This is a genomic window from Sinorhizobium fredii USDA 205, from assembly GCF_001461695.1.
Classification (GTDB): Bacteria; Pseudomonadota; Alphaproteobacteria; order Rhizobiales; family Rhizobiaceae; genus Sinorhizobium; species Sinorhizobium fredii.
In genome coordinates, this window is record NZ_AUTC01000189.1 from 1 (window position 1) to 13,794 (window position 13,794).

At 62.8% G+C, this 13,794-nt stretch carries 13 protein-coding genes; 5 read left to right on the plus strand and 8 right to left on the minus strand.

From position 1 onward, the window contains the following. Nucleotides 1-46 precede the first annotated feature (46 nt). Nucleotides 47-943 (minus strand): branched-chain amino acid ABC transporter permease, encoded by an 897-nt coding sequence (locus N181_RS26690; RefSeq protein WP_014327852.1) that lies wholly within the window; start codon nt 941-943, stop codon nt 47-49. A gap of 168 nt (nt 944-1,111) precedes the next feature. Between N181_RS26690 and N181_RS26695 the strand changes: the two genes are divergently transcribed. Both N181_RS26695 and N181_RS26700 read left to right on the plus strand, forming a co-directional pair. Beyond that, nucleotides 1,112-1,672: a CGNR zinc finger domain-containing protein gene (locus N181_RS26695; protein ID WP_014327851.1), complete on the plus strand. Its 561-nt coding sequence runs from the start codon at nt 1,112-1,114 to the stop codon at nt 1,670-1,672. Continuing rightward, a complete protein-coding gene (locus N181_RS26700) occupies nt 1,669-2,172 on the plus strand; it encodes a hypothetical protein (RefSeq protein ID WP_014327850.1) in 504 nt (167 codons plus the stop codon). Before N181_RS26695 ends, N181_RS26700 begins: the two co-directional genes overlap by 4 nt. A gap of 132 nt (nt 2,173-2,304) precedes the next feature. On the opposite strand, the gene ndk is transcribed toward N181_RS26700, so the two are convergent. Continuing rightward, on the minus strand, nt 2,305-2,727 hold the full coding sequence (gene ndk, locus N181_RS26705) for a nucleoside-diphosphate kinase (RefSeq protein ID WP_014327849.1): 423 nt from the start codon (nt 2,725-2,727) through the stop codon (nt 2,305-2,307). Between the two features lie 102 nt (nt 2,728-2,829). After that, nucleotides 2,830-3,519 carry a glutathione S-transferase family protein gene (locus N181_RS26710; RefSeq protein WP_037391133.1) on the minus strand — a complete coding sequence of 230 codons (690 nt, stop codon included), beginning with the start codon at nt 3,517-3,519 and terminating at the stop codon, nt 2,830-2,832. Nucleotides 3,520-3,761: 242 nt separating this feature from the next. On the opposite strand from N181_RS26710, the gene N181_RS26715 reads away from it, so the two are divergent. After that, nucleotides 3,762-4,274 (plus strand): DinB family protein, encoded by a 513-nt coding sequence (locus N181_RS26715; protein ID WP_037391134.1) that lies wholly within the window; start codon nt 3,762-3,764, stop codon nt 4,272-4,274. Here N181_RS26715 and N181_RS26720 read toward each other — a convergent pair. Together N181_RS26720 and N181_RS26725 are read right to left on the minus strand one after the other, a co-directional pair. Continuing rightward, nucleotides 4,215-6,878 carry an AMP-binding protein gene (locus N181_RS26720; RefSeq protein WP_037391136.1) on the minus strand — a complete coding sequence of 888 codons (2,664 nt, stop codon included), beginning with the start codon at nt 6,876-6,878 and terminating at the stop codon, nt 4,215-4,217. The two genes, N181_RS26715 and N181_RS26720, sit on opposite strands and share 60 nt — an antisense overlap. Before the next feature lie 223 nt (nt 6,879-7,101). Beyond that, a complete protein-coding gene (locus tag N181_RS26725) occupies nt 7,102-7,380 on the minus strand; it encodes a hypothetical protein (protein ID WP_037391139.1) in 279 nt (92 codons plus the stop codon). Nucleotides 7,381-7,699: 319 nt separating this feature from the next. Here N181_RS26725 and abc-f point away from each other — a divergent pair, with 319 nt between their 5' ends. Next, the gene (gene abc-f / locus N181_RS26730) at nt 7,700-9,589 is read left to right on the plus strand and encodes a ribosomal protection-like ABC-F family protein (protein ID WP_037391140.1); all 1,890 of its coding nucleotides are present in this window, start codon (nt 7,700-7,702) and stop codon (nt 9,587-9,589) included. Between the two features lie 47 nt (nt 9,590-9,636). On the opposite strand, the gene N181_RS26735 is transcribed toward abc-f, so the two are convergent. Next, on the minus strand, nt 9,637-10,476 hold the full coding sequence (locus tag N181_RS26735; protein ID WP_037391143.1) for a GNAT family N-acetyltransferase: 840 nt from the start codon (nt 10,474-10,476) through the stop codon (nt 9,637-9,639). 188 nt (nt 10,477-10,664) lie between these two features. Between N181_RS26735 and N181_RS26740 the strand changes: the two genes are divergently transcribed. Beyond that, complete coding sequence (locus tag N181_RS26740) at nt 10,665-11,591, plus strand: Gfo/Idh/MocA family protein (RefSeq protein WP_037391146.1); 927 nt, start codon at nt 10,665-10,667, stop codon at nt 11,589-11,591. A gap of 67 nt (nt 11,592-11,658) precedes the next feature. On the opposite strand, the gene N181_RS26745 is transcribed toward N181_RS26740, so the two are convergent. Both N181_RS26745 and N181_RS26750 read right to left on the minus strand, forming a co-directional pair. Then, the gene (locus tag N181_RS26745) at nt 11,659-12,108 is read right to left on the minus strand and encodes a DNA polymerase III subunit chi (RefSeq protein WP_037391147.1); all 450 of its coding nucleotides are present in this window, start codon (nt 12,106-12,108) and stop codon (nt 11,659-11,661) included. 29 nt (nt 12,109-12,137) lie between these two features. Then, nucleotides 12,138-13,631, minus strand: coding sequence for a leucyl aminopeptidase (locus tag N181_RS26750; RefSeq protein ID WP_060564017.1), 1,494 nt, complete (start codon nt 13,629-13,631; stop codon nt 12,138-12,140). Nucleotides 13,632-13,794: the final 163 nt, after the last annotated feature.

Here is a 13,794-nt window from a genome sequence, read left to right on the forward strand (position 1 = left end):
AACCTGCTCCGGCAGAATGCTTCAATTTAACCAGGAAAGGCTCTAATCAGGGGATCATCTTTTCCCGCCGCGTCACGACCAAGACGACGACGAGGAAGCCGAAGATCGCGAAATCCCGCCATAGGATCGGCCCGTAGGCGCTCCACATCGTCTCGAGGAGCCCGATACCGGCCGCGCCGAGGGCTGCATAGAGTGGCGCCGTCTGGCCGCCGATCGCTGCGATGAACAGAACCTTGACGCCGAAGCTGAGGCCCATGCCGAAATCCATGTTGCCGTAGTAGGAAGCCGCAAGAATCCCGCAAAAGGCCGCAACCAGCGACGCGACGCCGTAGGCGAGAATGTAGACGGTGGACGGATCGACCCCGCAAAGGGCGGCCGCTTCGCGATCCTCCGAGACGGCCCGCCAGTAGCGGCCGACATAGGAATGCGTCAGCAGCCAATGACCGCCGGCGACCAGCACCGCCATCAAACCCGTGTTCAGAAGCTGGAGCGCGGTCAACGTCACGGGAAATTCCGGATCCGGCCAGAAGACGATGACCTCGTTCAAAAAGGGCGGCAGCCAGAGGCTTCTCGTATCTGACGCGAGACGCGCTGTTTCCATGAGCAAGATGAGGGTGCCTAGCGAGGCGACGACCACCGAGTTCGCCGAGGAGAAAGCCAGTGGTCGCATGACGTAGCGGCCGGCGACCAGCCCCGCGCCAAGCCCGAATGTCAGCGCCGCCGCCGCGCCGACGCCGAGTGCCGCAGGCAACACCAGCCACAGTCGGTTCCAGCCGAAATCAGCAAAAAGCACGAATGTCTGGCCGGCGAAGGCGAAGAGCGCACCATAGGTCAGATCGGCCCGCCGCGTCACGGCAAAGGCAATCGCGTAACCGAAGGCGAGCGCCGCATAAAGCGCTGCCACGGGAACGGCGTTGGCAATCTGCTGAAGGAAATAGGCCATGACTTATCCGATCGGTCGCGGCGCTCGGGATCGCGACGATCCAACGAAACCGCATCAATTTCAATTGCGAAACGCCGAGGCCAAAAGCGAAAGCCAACTTTCCTCTGCGGCTCTAGTGACAGAAGCAATATAACTGGTAAAATAGGTTTTACTAGTTAGGATTTTCGTATGAGCTTCACCTGGACCGCACATAGATTCTCAGGCGGCGCATTGGCGCTGGACGTCGCAAACTCGGTGGTTCTGCGCTTGCACCCGGAGCGTAGAATCGATCGTTTCGCCGATGGAGCGGCGATCGACAGTTTCGCCGAAGCGGCCAATCTCTACGGCGCCGAGAAGGAGCGGTTCGGTATAATCGGGCCGGTAGGGTCCGGAAGCCGGCAATCGCTGATCGGCCTGCGGGAGGCGACGGACCGCTATTTCCGGGCGCAGGTGCGCGCCGACGACCGGCCGGAGCTCCTCGCCGATCTGCTTGAAGCGATCGCCGCCGTGGTGCGTCAGCCGGCGAATAGCGGCAAATATATCGCGCTCGACGTCGCCACCGCGCATTCGGCGCTCAGCCTCGTTGCCAATCCGGAGCCCGATCGCCTGAAGATTTGCCCGAACTGCGAATGGTTGTTCCTCGACCGCAGCCGCAACAGGAGCAGGACCTGGTGCGACATGGCGGTCTGCGGCAACCGCACGAAGGCCAAACGCCACTACCGCCGCAACAGGGAGGAAACCCAGCCATGAGAAGAATCGTCCTGTCCACCCTGATCGCAGCGGCGGCGCTTGCCGGCTGCCAGCGCGAAACCGGCCCGGACCCGCTGAAGCTGACCGGCAAGATGTTCGTCTTCAACTACAGGCTGGCCTATGCCACCTATACGATCACGCTCAACAAGGCGGAACCGGTGCCGGACGGCAGCGTCGTCGTGGCGACTTTCGAGAACCCGGCCGGCGGCCAGCCGCTGACGCTGACGCGCAAGCTCTTCCCGAAGCTGGACAAGGTGGTGCTGGAGAGCCCCGATATCACCTGCGTCAAGAAGGAGCGGCCCTATGCGGTGACGATCGAGGTCAAGGGGCCGGACGGGGCGACGCTGCAGAAGCTGGAAACAACGGTGATTTCCGATGTCGACCAAAGTGTCTTGCCGGGAAGGCCGTTGGTCGTGGGGCCGGCCTATGACAAGAACCCGGAAGTCTTCAGGAACGGGTTGGCGCCGACGCATTTCGACACGGCCGCCTGCCCGACATGAGGTGCGTCATGCATGTCGTTGTCCCAAAACGCTGCACACTTTTGGGCGACATGCATAAGAAAACCGGGGCGTCTCCGCCCCGGTTTCAGAGAGTCGTTTCAAGCCCTTAGGGGCCGAAGCGAAGCAAATGAATCAGCCAACAATCTCGGTGCCGGCGAACCAGTAGGCGATTTCTTCGGCAGCGGTTTCCGGGCCATCCGAACCGTGAACCGAGTTTTCGCCGATCGACAGCGCATGAACCTTGCGGATAGTGCCTTCGTCAGCGTTGGCCGGATTGGTGGCGCCCATAACTTCGCGGTTCTTGGCAATGGCGTTTTCGCCTTCGAGCACCTGAACGATGGTCGGGCCGGAGGACATGAACTCGACCAGCTCGCCGAAGAAGGGGCGCTCCCTGTGGACGGCGTAGAAGCCTTCGGCCTCGCGGCGGCTCATCCAGACGCGCTTCGACGCAACGACACGCAGGCCGGCGTCTTCGAGCATCTGGGTGATGGCGCCGGTCAGGTTGCGCTTCGTCGCATCCGGCTTGATCATCGAAAAGGTACGTTCAATCGCCATTGGCTCAATTCCCTTGCTCTTGAGAAAGTGGCGGTTCATTAGCCGCCAATGTCGCGCAAAACAAGGGGGCGCGGCGATGATTCGCCGCTGCCGATGAGAGTTTCACGCCGCTGTCACGGAACGACCGAGGCCATCATGAAGATCGAGGCAACGCTCGAACCAGTCCGAAACGACATCCCCGGCGGCAAGCAGACGATGCGGCGAGACGATGCGCGCCCATTGCAGGGCACCGAAGACGATGTAGTCGGCAAAGAGTGGGCCGTCGCCGCCGATGAAGGGCTGGAACTTCAGCATGTGTCGAAGCGGCTCGAGCGTGGCCGAGAAGGTTTCGAGGTCCACCCGCCCCGCCTCCGCGGTCGCCTCGAGCGATGTGCCGAAGCGCTTCTCGCGGCTTTGCCTGAAATAGGCCCGGTCCACCGGTTCGAGGCTGTCATGGATATCCATGATGGCGATGCGCCCGATCGCCGGATGCAGGGTCATCTGCGACCAGCCTTCGACCAAGCGGGCCATCGCCTTGCCACCCTCGCCCCGAAACAGCGTCGGGCGGTCGGGATAGGCCTCCTCCAGGTAAAGGGCGATGTCGAAGCTGTCGCTGACGAGTTTTTCGCCGTCGCGGAACAGCGGGACGATCTTCGTCACCCCTTGCTCGAGCATCGGGATTTCGGTGAAGCCGACAGGCACCACATCGAAGGCGAGGCCCTTGTGGGCGAGCGACAGCTTGGTCTTCCACACATGCGGCGAAAAGGGGCGCGTCCGGTCCGTACCACAGAGCGCATAGAGTTTGCGGGTCATCTCATCTCCTGATCGGACGTCGATCGGCGCATAAGACGGGACGGAGATCGGCCAATCAAATCAGTAAATTTCATGAGTTGCATTCGACACGCGAATAACAATCCGCGCTACTGCATGATTCCTTAAATCGGAATCGATTTAAGGACAAAATCATGCAGCATTTCAAAGGCTACAGCGACCTTAGCGCGTCCTATTAGACGCGCGGCGCTGTAGGCTGGCTGGACAGCACGGGAGAAAAGCTGATGCTCGATCACTATCGGATGTTCGCCGACTACAACCGCTGGGCCAACCGGCGCATCTACGCTGCCGCGGCGGAACTCTCCGAGGCGGAGTACCGGGAAGACAAGGGCGCCTTCTTCGGCTCGCTGCACGGAACGCTCAACCACGTCCTCGCCGCCGACCGGATCTGGATGAAGCGGTTCACGCAGGAAGGCGAGGCCCCCACGAGGCTCGATGCGATCCTCTGCAAAGATCTCAACGCGCTGACGGCGGCACGGATGGCGGAAGACGAGCGCATCATCGCATGGATCGACAGCCTCGATGAAGCGCGGCTCAACGCGCACTTCACCTATTCGCGGCTTACCACGCCGGATAAGATCACCCAGAGGCTCGGTCCGGCGCTCGCCCACTTCTTCAACCACCAGACCCATCACCGCGGGCAGGCGCACGCAACCTTGACCGCACTGGGACGGCCGTCACTGACGCTGGACCTGGTTTTCTTTCTGTGGACCGAGGGCGAGAAGTGGATGGCCTGAAGAGAGCCACGACTTGAGCCCGGCCGGCCAATGGGTCGGGAGAGCCCCCGCCCTGGCACGCACAAGCCATTTGAACAGCTGGCGCTGCCCCGACCAGACCGCAAGCCCCAGCAAAACGCCGCCAGCGATCGAGCAGAGCGAAAGGACGAGCGGCGGAAGGAATGGCTGTGCCTGCGCCAACAGGAGCTCTGGCACGAAGCGGTGCAGGATGTAGATGTGAAAGCCAGCCGCCGAGAGCGGCAGGACAAGTTGCACGGCCCACTGCGGCAGACGAATGCGAGGCAGGTACAGCAGCGCCGCGAGAACGACGATCTGCAGCAGATACTTGATCTTCGTGCCGATCCAGACCCCTTCGTAAAGTCCGAGATACACATAAATAGCCGTTCCCGCCGCCATGACCGCAAGCCGCTGCGCCCAGTTCTGGGCCAACGCAGCGCACCAGCCGACCACGGCCAGGTGGAAGATCCAGGGCAGCGTGAAGATCTGGCGATTGCCGATTTCCCAAAAGGGCGGCAGCGCCAAGCGGGCGGCGAAAGCGGCAGCGAGCAGCGCCATGCCCGCCGCAAAGGGCCGGACGACGGCGAAGCGCCGGACGGGCGGCACGGCGAACAGGGCGGCGAACACCAGCACCATCTGGCAATAGGCCTCGATGAACCAGTAGAGGTAAGGCACCATGCTGTGGCGCTCGGGATCGGCGAAGGCAAAATTGCCGACGAGGAAGACCGAGGCCCAGGGCACCTCCCCCCAGGCAAAAGCGTAGCCCGCGACGATCAGATAATATGGAACCAGGATCTGCGCGAGCGGCCGCAGAAGTTGTCTTAGGGAGCCTGACAAGAGCGCGCCGCTCTGGAATCGCGCCAGGCCGAATCCGGCGAGGATCACCATCGTCGCCGAGCCGCCCGGGATCGGCCAGAGCGTCTCGTGATGAAGCACGACGAGCAGGATGGCCAGCGCCCGGATCAGGAAGTCGGTGCCGATCTGCGGTGTTTTGCGCTCCTGACGCACCATCGCCGCCAATGTTTTGACCGGCATTTTTTCCCAGGCCTCCGGCACCTCACCGAGGATTTTTTCGAGACCGATCGACAGTTGGACGAAACGCAGCGAATCCCCGCCGAGCGACAGGAAGCTGTCCTCCGGCCGAACTCTCTGCGGGTAGAAAAGCTGCTCGAACAGGGCTTTCACCCCATCCGTGTTCGAAGAGCCGCCGGCGAGCGGGCTCCTCTGGCGGAGAGCTTCGTAGTCGACCTTGCCCGATGCGAGGCGCGGCAGCGCGTCGACGCGCGTCGCCCGGACCTGCAGCAGCGTCAATCCGCTGGCGGAGGCAAGCCGCTGGCGAACGTCTTCCGGATCGTGCTCTCCAACGAAGAAGGCGTGGATTTCAACGTCGCTACCGATGACCGCAGCGGCGATATCGTGCCGCTCCAGAGCCGCTTCGAGACCATCATGCCCAATGCGCAGCCCGGCGATCTTCGATATCCGCTTCGTCCGCCCGACGATGCGGAAGAAGCCGTCGGCATCCCGCACCGCCAGGTCGCCGGTACGCAATTCGGAGTGCTCGGCGCCCCGGGCGAGGTCGGCCCGCGCGCTGGCATAACCCATCATCACGTTCGCGCCGCGATAGATCAGTTCGCCGGGTTCCTCCGAGCCGGTGATCAGTCGCCCGCTTTCATCCTCGATCGTCAGGCTGCCGCCCGGTATCGCGACACCAATCCGGTCCTCCCTGCCGCGCAGCCGATCCGGAGGCACGTAGGCCATGCGGGCGGTCGCCTCCGTCTGTCCGTACATCACGAAAAGGGAAGCGCCGCGTGCAAGCAAATGCTCGTTGTAGAGGCCAACCTTCTCTGCCCCCAGGCGTCCGCCGGCCACGCTCATAAATCGAAGTCGAGGAAACTCCCGCTCGCGGAAGCCCACCCTTTCCAGAAGGTCGTAGGAATAGGGAACGCCGGAAAGGTTGGTGCTGCCGCTCTCGGCAAGACCGTCGAGAAAGCCCTCGTCCAGAATGGATCCGCCGGGAATGTAGAGGCTTGCCCCGACCGCCAGGTGAGCGTTCAGGACCGATAGGCCATAGGAATAGTGCAGCGGCAGGATGAGGCAGCTTCGATCCGCCGCCGTCAGGCCGAGATATTCGGCGATGGAGCGTGCGTTGGCCTCGATGTTCGTCCTCGACAGCCGGACATATTTGCCCTGGCCGGTGCTTCCCGAGGTCGAGAGCAGGACGGCGAGATCGGGATGGGGAGCCACCGGGTCTCCCTCCAGCCTCTCCGTACGCCAGCGCCCGTCGATCCGGCGATGGCAGAAATCCGGCTTGAAGATCTCGCGATCCGCCTTCAAGGCGGCCGCAACCTGCAGCGCAATGGCGTGTCCGGCATCGAGCGCGGCAAGGTAGGCGACGATCGCATGCTCCGAGAGATCGGCCTCGAGCATCACCAGTCCGCGCCCGTCGCGCCAATAGGATGCCTGGCGATCGACGCGGGCGGCGAGTTCGCGATAGGCGACGACCCGGCCGCCGGGAAACACGAGCGCCGGCTTCTCGCCCTGGGCGGCCAGGTGCGCAACACAGAACGGGAATATCGACAAATCGCCAGCGCCCAAAGCCACCTCCATTTTAGCGAGGCGGCATATTATTGCTGACTCTTGCCGTCAAGTATAAGCGCCGAGCTTATCTTGCGGCTCGCACCGAAAGGTCTGCGACAAATCGCGGCACGCGCCATTCCGTGCCGGACAAATCATCGCAATGGAGACGAAAATGGCCCGGCCCCGCAAGGGGACCGGGCCATGGGAGGAGCAGTCAGTCTGGGAGGATTTAAGCTACGCTATAGATTCCGCATCAGCGGCTTATGCCTTGATAATATTCACCTTCTCCGCCGCGGACCAACTTCGGCTGAACGGCATATTCGGAGACGGATCCGGTGGAGGTACGGTCGATAGAACCGTTCGTGCGGCGAACCGCCGCCTCGTCGCCTGCCTTCGGAGCCCGCTCGGTGTAAAGCGGAGTCGGGCTGATGCCCTCGTAATAGCTGCCGCCGGCAAAAGCGGCGGAGGCGCCGCCCAGAACAGCAGTGGCGACAAGGGCGGCGGCGAGAGCGGTGTGGACTGCATTTCTCATGTTCAAACTCCTGGTCAGGTCGTTCACTTGAACGATGGGTTGGTCGCGACCACCTGCGATCGGATCAGTCTTTTCGAACGCGGCGGCCTTGCCGATGGCGTCCGATCCGAACCGGATGACCGGAAGAGCAGTTCCTGCGCTCTTCGCTGATAGATGTGGGACCTCATGATGAGGATTAGAAGCATTGATTATCGGAACACGTCGTCCAGGAATTGATAACAATAAGCCCTTGAAACCGCCCGCTCCGGACTTATGGGGCAGCCGCGACGCTCATCCAATGACCCTTGCCATCGGATAAGACTCCGGGCAAAAGGCCGCAATGATCCAGATCACCGGTCTTTCCGCCCGCGTCGCGGGCCGTCTTCTCATCGAAGCCGCATCCGTGACGCTTCCGGCGGGCACGAAGGCGGGCCTCGTCGGCCGCAACGGTGCCGGCAAATCGACGCTCCTCCGGATCATCATCGGCGAACTCGCCGCCGAGGCTGGCAGCGTCTCCCTGCCGAAGAACGCGCGGATCGGCCAGGTGGCTCAGGAGGCGCCGGGCACGGAAGAGCCGCTGATCGAGATCGTGCTGAAGGCCGACAAGGAACGCGCCGCCCTTCTCACCGAGGCCGAAATCGCCACCGACCCGCATCGGATTGCCGACATCCAGACGCGGCTTGCCGATATCAGCGCCCATTCGGCGGAAGCGCGGGCGGCGAGCATTCTCGCCGGGCTCGGCTTCGATCACGAAGCGCAGCAGCGTCCCGCCTCCTCCTTCTCCGGCGGCTGGCGCATGCGCGTTGCGCTTGCAGCCGTGCTGTTTTCCGAGCCGGATCTGCTGCTGCTCGACGAGCCGACCAACTATCTGGATCTCGAAGGAACCTTGTGGCTGGAGGATTACATCCGCCGCTATCCGCATACGGTCATCATCATCAGCCACGACCGCGACCTGTTGAATACGGCGGTGAACGCCATCGTTCACCTGGACCAGAAGAAGCTCACCTTCTATCGCGGCTCCTATGACCAGTTCGAGCGGCAGAAGGCGGAAGCCGAAGAACTGCAGATGAAGGCGAAAGCCAAGAACGAAGCGGCCCGCAAGCATCTGCAGAGTTTCATCGACCGTTTCAGGGCGAAGGCGACCAAGGCCCGGCAGGCCCAAAGCCGCATCAAGGCGCTGGAACGCATGGGTACCGTCGCGGCGGTCATCGAGGAGCATGTCCAAGGCTTTTCCTTCCCCGATCCGGAGAAGCAGGTCGCCTCGCCGATCGTCGCTATCCAGGGCGGCGCGGTCGGCTACGAGTCGGGCAAGCCGATCCTCAAGAGGCTCAACCTGCGCATCGACGCGGACGACCGCATCGCGCTGCTCGGCTCGAACGGCAACGGCAAGTCGACCTTCGCGAAATTCATTTCGGGCCGCCTCCAGGCCGAAGCCGGCGAAGCGCGGATCGCGCCGGGCCTGAAGACCGGCTTCTTCGCCCAGCATCAGCTCGACGACCTCGTCCCGACGCAGAGCGCCGTGGAGCATGTGCGCCGCCGCATGCCGGATGCTCCGGAAGCCAAGGTCCGCTCGCGCGTCGCGCAGATGGGGCTCTCGACCGAAAAGATGGACACCCCCGCAAAGGACCTCTCCGGCGGCGAGAAGGCGCGGCTCCTGATGGGACTCGCCGCTTTCGATCAACCGAACCTGCTCATCCTCGACGAGCCGACCAACCATCTTGACATCGACAGCCGCAACGCGCTGATCACCGCCCTCAACGACTATTCCGGCGCCGTCATCCTGATCTCGCATGATCGGCACCTCATCGAAGCGACCGCCGACCGGCTATGGCTGGTGCGAGACGGGACGGTGACGAGTTACGACGGCGACCTCGACGACTATCGAAGTGTGATCGTCGGCAGCCCCAAGGCGAAGGACGAGAAACTCCGGACCAACGGTTCGGATGACGGTCTGTCGAAGGCCGACCAGCGCAAGGCCAATGCCGACAAGCGCGCGTCGCTGGCGCCGCTCAGGAAAAAGATCAACGAGATCGAATCGTTGACGGGAAAACTGGAGAAACTGATTCAGGCCCTCGATGCCGAACTGGCCGATCCGACCCTCTACGAAAAAGCGCCTGCGAAGGCAGCACAACGGGCAAAGGAGCGGTCCGACGCTGCGGCGAAGCTCGCTGTGGCCGAAGAGCAATGGCTCGAACTTTCGGCCGAATACGAGGAGGCGATGGCGAGCTAGCTGGCGGCTGCTTCTTTCGGGCCATACCGAGTGATTCTCGACCCGGATCAGCCGAGTTCGAACGTGGTGATTCCGTAGATCCGCGGAAGCGGCAGGTCCGGCGCCGGCCCACGGTACATCCGCGCCGTCTCGAAAACCGGCTTCATGTTGTAGCGTTCGCAAAGCGCCCGCGCCGAGGCATTCGGATCGGGAATGTCGAGGTAAACCCTTGCCCCCTTTGCGCCTGCCGCCAGCTTGCGGAAGATGACATCGGCACCGGTCTCGTTGTCGGCAAAGAGCGGGCCGATCTTGAACCCTTCGCGGCAGGCGCGGATCGTGCCGTAGCCGGTGATCGCGCCATCCCTTAGGAGAAGCACGCTTCGCCGTGTCGGCAACTGCTTCGTCCACTCGTACAGAAAGGCGTCGCGGCGCGCCGGATTGAAGCGGCGGTCATAATCGGTCAGGGCCGCGACATGCACCGGGGCCGCATCGACGAGTTGGGTCCCCGGCGGCTCGGACACATCGACGGCGCCGCCATAGCGGACGTTCGCATGCGACCAGGCAAAGCCCGACTTTCGATAGTTGTCCTGTTGGGCCACCACCCCGTCGAGGCCGATGACACGGCCGTCGGCGCTGGCGATCGCCCGTTTCCAGAGAGCGAGGCCGATACCCCTGCCCCGAAGGGCCGGCTCGGCGATGTAAAGGCCGAGAAAGGCATATTGGCTGCCGTAGCGCACAAGGGAGAGGGCGGCCGCCAGGTTTTCTTCTTCGGTCGCAACCCAATAGCCTTCCGGATCGGCGGCCCAGAACGCATTCGCGTCTTCAAGACCGGGATTCCATCCCTCCCTCGCCGCCCAGTCGATGATCGTGTCAAGCTCGGCCCGCGTCGCGCGGCGAATAATCGGCATGGCAATTCCTCAATTGTCCCTCTGCTGCGCGGGCCAGCGAAACTGTCTTGATCGAAGGCGTAACAGATTTGTTTGCATCTTCTGCCCTGAGGTGCCAGCTTATTTTCAAGGCGGCATCCGGCTTGCCCACTGCCCCCAATCTGCTACAACGGCGACAATAAGTCATACTAATTAAGAGCGAAGCACCCATGTCTCCCATTCGAATTGCCATTGTCGGCGTCGGAAAGATCGTCCGCGATCAGCACCTGCCGGCGCTCGCCAAGAATGCCGACTATCAACTGATCGCAGCGGCGAGCCGCCATGGAACGGTCGATGGCATAGACAATTTCAAGTCGATCGAAGCGATGCTCGAAGCCGTACCGGCGATCGAGGCCGTTTCCCTCTGCATGCCGCCGCAATACCGCTATGAGGCGGCCCGCACCGCGCTCGAAGCCGGCAAGCACGTCTTTCTCGAGAAGCCGCCGGGCGCGACCTTGAGCGAGGTGGCGGACCTTCAGGCGCTGGCGGCGGCGAAAGGGCTTTCGCTCTTCGCGAGCTGGCATTCGCGCTATGCGCCGGCGGTCGAAGCCGCCAAGGCCTTTCTTGCGTCGACGACGATCCGCAACGTCAAGATCATTTGGAAGGAGGATGTCCGGCACTGGCATCCGAACCAGGAATGGATCTGGGCGGCCGGCGGCCTCGGCGTCTTCGATCCGGGGATCAACGCCCTGTCGATCATCACCCATATCCTGCCGCGCCCGATCTTCATAACCTCGGCGACGCTCGAGTTTCCCGAGAACCGCGATGCACCGATCGCCGCGTCGATCGCATTCAGCGATGCCCAGAAGCTCGACGTTTCGGCCGAGTTCGATTGGCGCCAGACGGGCAAGCAGAGCTGGGACATCGTCGCCGACACCGAGGCCGGCGAGATGGTTCTCTCCGAAGGCGGCGCCAAGCTCGCCGTCGACGGCAAGATTGTTCATGAAGAGCCGGAACAGGAATATCCGATGCTCTATCGGCGCTTTGCCGAGATTATCAAGGCGGGCCGATCGGACGTGGACCTGTCGCCGCTGCGGCATGTCGCCGACGCCTTCATGCTCGGCCGGCGGAAATTCGTCGAGGTATTTTACGACTGAGCTTTCATTCATGTGAAATGATGAGGCCCGCGGTTTTCGCGGGCCTTCTGTATTTTGGAAGAGGCGCTCAGGCCTTCTTCTCCCAACGGCCGTCGCGGTTCTGCTGCCAATAGGTGAGATTGTGCCCCTCGCCCTTCAGCCGCTTCCATTGGCCACGCGCCGCCTCCAGCTGCTGCTCGTCGTAGCCGTCGAACATGAACACGACGCGCTCGTAATCGGAGACCGGCGGCGGCTCGGCGCCATCGACGAGGAAGCGCACCGTCGCCCCGTTCTGATTGCCATTGTCGGCGGCGATCAGGATCGGTTGATCCGCCGCGAACTCCTCCGCGTCGGTGCCATGCGGCAGGAAGCTGTCGTCGCGATAGACCCAAAGATGCGTGTCGAGCGCGTCGCGCCTTTCCGAGTCGGCCGTTTGCACGGCCACCCTCCAGCCGCGCTCGATGCTCTTGTCCAGGAGCGGCGGCAGGGCGTCCTCAAGCTTCGATTCGGTCAGGTGGTAGAAAAGGATTTCGGTCATGCCGATCTCTCCCGGAACCCGTCAGGGCATCAGGATTCGTAGTTTGCGCGAACCAGCTCGTCGAGGAGGCGCACGCCGAAGCCGGAGCCCCAGGACTGGTTGATCTCATCGGTCGGCGAACCCATGGCCGTACCGGCGATGTCGAGATGCGCCCAGGGCGTGTCCTTGACGAAACGCTTCAGGAACTGCGCCGCCGTCACTGAGCCGCCGTGCCGTCCGCCGGTGTTCTTCATGTCGGCGAACTTGCTGTCGATCATCTTGTCGTATTCCTTGCCGAGCGGCATCCGCCAGAGGCGTTCCTGCGTCGTCGTGCCGGCCTTCAGCAGCTGTTCGGCGAGGCGATCATCATTCGAGAACAGGCCGGCATAATGATTGCTGAGCGCCACCATGATCGCGCCGGTCAGCGTCGCCAGATCAATCATCGCCTTCGGCTTGAAGCGATCGTTGCAATACCAGAGCGCGTCGCACAGAACGAGCCTGCCTTCGGCATCGGTGTTGATCACCTCGATCGTCTGCCCGGACATAGACGTCACGATATCGCCTGGCCGCTGCGCGCTGCCGTCGGGCATATTCTCCACCAATCCGATGATGCCGACGGCATTGACGCTCGCCTTGCGAGCTGCCAGCACATGCATGAGACCGGTGACGGCGGCAGCACCGCCCATGTCGCCCTTCATCTCCTCCATGCCGGAGGCTGGCTTGATCGAGATGCCGCCCGTGTCGAAGACGACACCCTTGCCTATGAAGGCAATCGGCTTGTCCTTCGCCTTGCCGCCCTTCCACTGCATCACGACCAGCCGCGGCGGGCGGGAGGATCCCTGTGCAACGCCGAGCAGCGCACCCATTCCGAGTTTCTTCATTTCCCGCTCGGTCAGGGTCTCAACCTCGACCCCAAGCTTCTCCAGTTCCTTGGCGCGCGCCGCAAACTCCACCGGGCCAAGCACATTGGCGGGTTCGTTGACGAGGTCGCGCGCCAGAAAGACACCCTCGCCGATCGACTGGACGGTGGCGAACGCCTTCTTGGTGGCAATGACCATGCCGGTGACGATGGTGACCTTCACGACTTTCTGAACGGTCTTCGATTCGTCGTCGGACTTGCGCGTCTTGTAGCTGTCGAACGCATAGGCGTTCATTTCCATGCCGAGCGCGAAGTCGGCCGCCGCCTTGCCTGTCACTTCTACGCCCGGAGCATCGAGAAAGATGGTCGCCTTCTCGGCGGAGCGGAGCTTCGCGGCCACGGCGCCGCCGGCCTTCAGCCAATCATGGCTCGTCAGGGCCGCCGCGTCACCAAGGCCGAGAAGGATGATCCGATCCGCCGGCGAACCGTGTGGCGCAACGATGTCGAGGGAGGACAGCGCCTTGCCGCTGAACTTGCCGATCTTCGCCGCCTTCGGCAGGACGCCCTCGGGATCGACGACAGCGACACCAGCCGGTTCCTTCGCGCCCGCGACCTGCAGGAGGACCGCCGAGCCCCCCGCCGGGCGGTGGGATTTGCTGAAAGTGAACTCGAACGTCATCGGCATAAAGGACTCCGGAGATTTCTGGTGGGCTTCCGTCTGGCTGTTACCGGACGGCTACAGTGGCGGACATTCGCGACGTCGGCCATGTTCAAAACCGTGGCGTGCACCCTTCTCGCTTTTGAGACGCTTGGCAAGATGCCCGCACATGTTTACATGCGGTTAACCG